This is a genomic window from Ruegeria sp. CDSA079 (assembly GCF_059612245.1).
This window is the reverse complement of record NZ_JBXWQF010000055.1, coordinates 1-1,836: the sequence shown is the minus strand read 5'-3', so window position 1 is coordinate 1,836 and position 1,836 is coordinate 1. Positions and strand designations below refer to the sequence as shown.

Sequence of the window (1,836 nt, the reverse complement as noted above, 5' to 3'; positions counted from 1 at the left end):
ATGGGCTGCTGAGAGGTTCCTGGAAATAGCCCTCCTATAAGACCGTACCCTAAACCGACACAGGTGGACTGGTAGAGCATACCAAGGCGCTTGAGAGAACGATGTTGAAGGAACTCGGCAAAATACCTCCGTAAGTTCGCGAGAAGGAGGCCCGGTTCCTAGGCAACTAGGGGCTGGGGGCACAAACCAGGGGGTGGCGACTGTTTATTAAAAACACAGGGCTCTGCGAAGTCGCAAGACGACGTATAGGGTCTGACGCCTGCCCGGTGCCTGAAGGTTAAAAGGAGAGGTGAGAGCCTTGAATTGAAGCCCAGGTAAACGGCGGCCGTAACTATAACGGTCCTAAGGTAGCGAAATTCCTTGTCGGGTAAGTTCCGACCTGCACGAATGGCGTAACGACTTCCCCGCTGTCTCCAACATCGACTCAGCGAAATTGAATTGCCTGTCAAGATGCAGGCTTCCCGCGGTTAGACGGAAAGACCCCGTGCACCTTTACTACAGCTTCGCACTGGCATCAGGATTGTGATGTGCAGGATAGGTGGTAGGCTTTGAAGCAGGAACGCCAGTTCTTGTGGAGCCTCCCTTGAGATACCACCCTTCGCACTCTTGATGTCTAACCGCGGTCCGTTATCCGGATCCGGGACCCTGCGTGGCGGGTAGTTTGACTGGGGCGGTCGCCTCCTAAAGCGTAACGGAGGCGCGCGAAGGTTGGCTCAGAGCGGTCGGAAATCGCTCGTTGAGTGCAATGGCAGAAGCCAGCCTGACTGCAAGACTGACAAGTCGAGCAGAGTCGAAAGACGGCCATAGTGATCCGGTGGTCCCGAGTGGAAGGGCCATCGCTCAACGGATAAAAGGTACGCCGGGGATAACAGGCTGATACTGCCCAAGAGTCCATATCGACGGCAGTGTTTGGCACCTCGATGTCGGCTCATCTCATCCTGGGGCTGGAGCAGGTCCCAAGGGTACGGCTGTTCGCCGTTTAAAGAGGTACGTGAGCTGGGTTTAGAACGTCGTGAGACAGTTCGGTCCCTATCTGCCGTGGGTGTAGGAGACTTGAGAGGAGTTGCCCCTAGTACGAGAGGACCGGGGTGAACGATCCACTGGTGGACCAGTTGTCGTGCCAACGGCAGTGCTGGGTAGCTATGATCGGACAGGATAACCGCTGAAGGCATCTAAGCGGGAAGCCCCCCTCAAAACAAGGTCTCCCTGAGGGCCGTGGAAGACCACCACGTCAATAGGCCGGAGATGTAAGCGCAGTAATGCGTTCAGTTGACCGGTACTAATCGCCCGATAGGCTTGATTTGATCCAGTAATGGAAAGACTGCCAACCGCTTCAAGTAGCAAAGCGGTAGGCGAACAAATAAGCCAAAAACATACACCTCATTAAACATGGATAACTTCGCAGCAACACGCTGCGGTGTTGATTGACATAACTACCGAGTGGAAACGCGCATTTGCACCCAAATACGCTGCATGCCACTCGTCGCGCTTTGAAAAGCAAAGACGCGACGGGGATTTTCCTCGGTTTGGTGGTCATAGCGCAAGTGAAACACCCGGTCCCATCCCGAACCCGGAAGTTAAGCACTGCCGCGCCAATGGTACTTGGGCTTAAGCCCCGGGAGAGTAGGTCACCGCCAAACCTAGAAAAATCCCCCTTCTCTCTTACGATAAAAAAATACGACCCGGTCTCAAACAGCCAAAAAGGCCGTAGACCAACACAAGGCCTCAAGTCGCGTAACCAATAGGCCAACAAAAGTGTCGCGGGATGGAGCAGCCCGGTAGCTCGTCAGGCTCATAACCTGAAGGTCGTAGGTTCAAATCCTACTCCCGCAACCA

The 1,836-nt window shown here is 54.6% G+C and carries 1 tRNA gene and 2 rRNA genes; all 3 read left to right on the top strand.

Going from position 1 to position 1,836, the window contains the following annotated elements:
- Window positions 1-1,304: ribosomal RNA gene (locus tag AC2FJZ_RS22305) — 23S ribosomal RNA — on the top strand; the annotation flags it as partial.
- Window positions 1,305-1,525: 221 nt separating this feature from the next.
- A 5S ribosomal RNA gene (gene rrf / locus AC2FJZ_RS22300) occupies window positions 1,526-1,640 on the top strand.
- Between the two features lie 119 nt (window positions 1,641-1,759).
- Window positions 1,760-1,836 (top strand) — tRNA-Met (locus tag AC2FJZ_RS22295).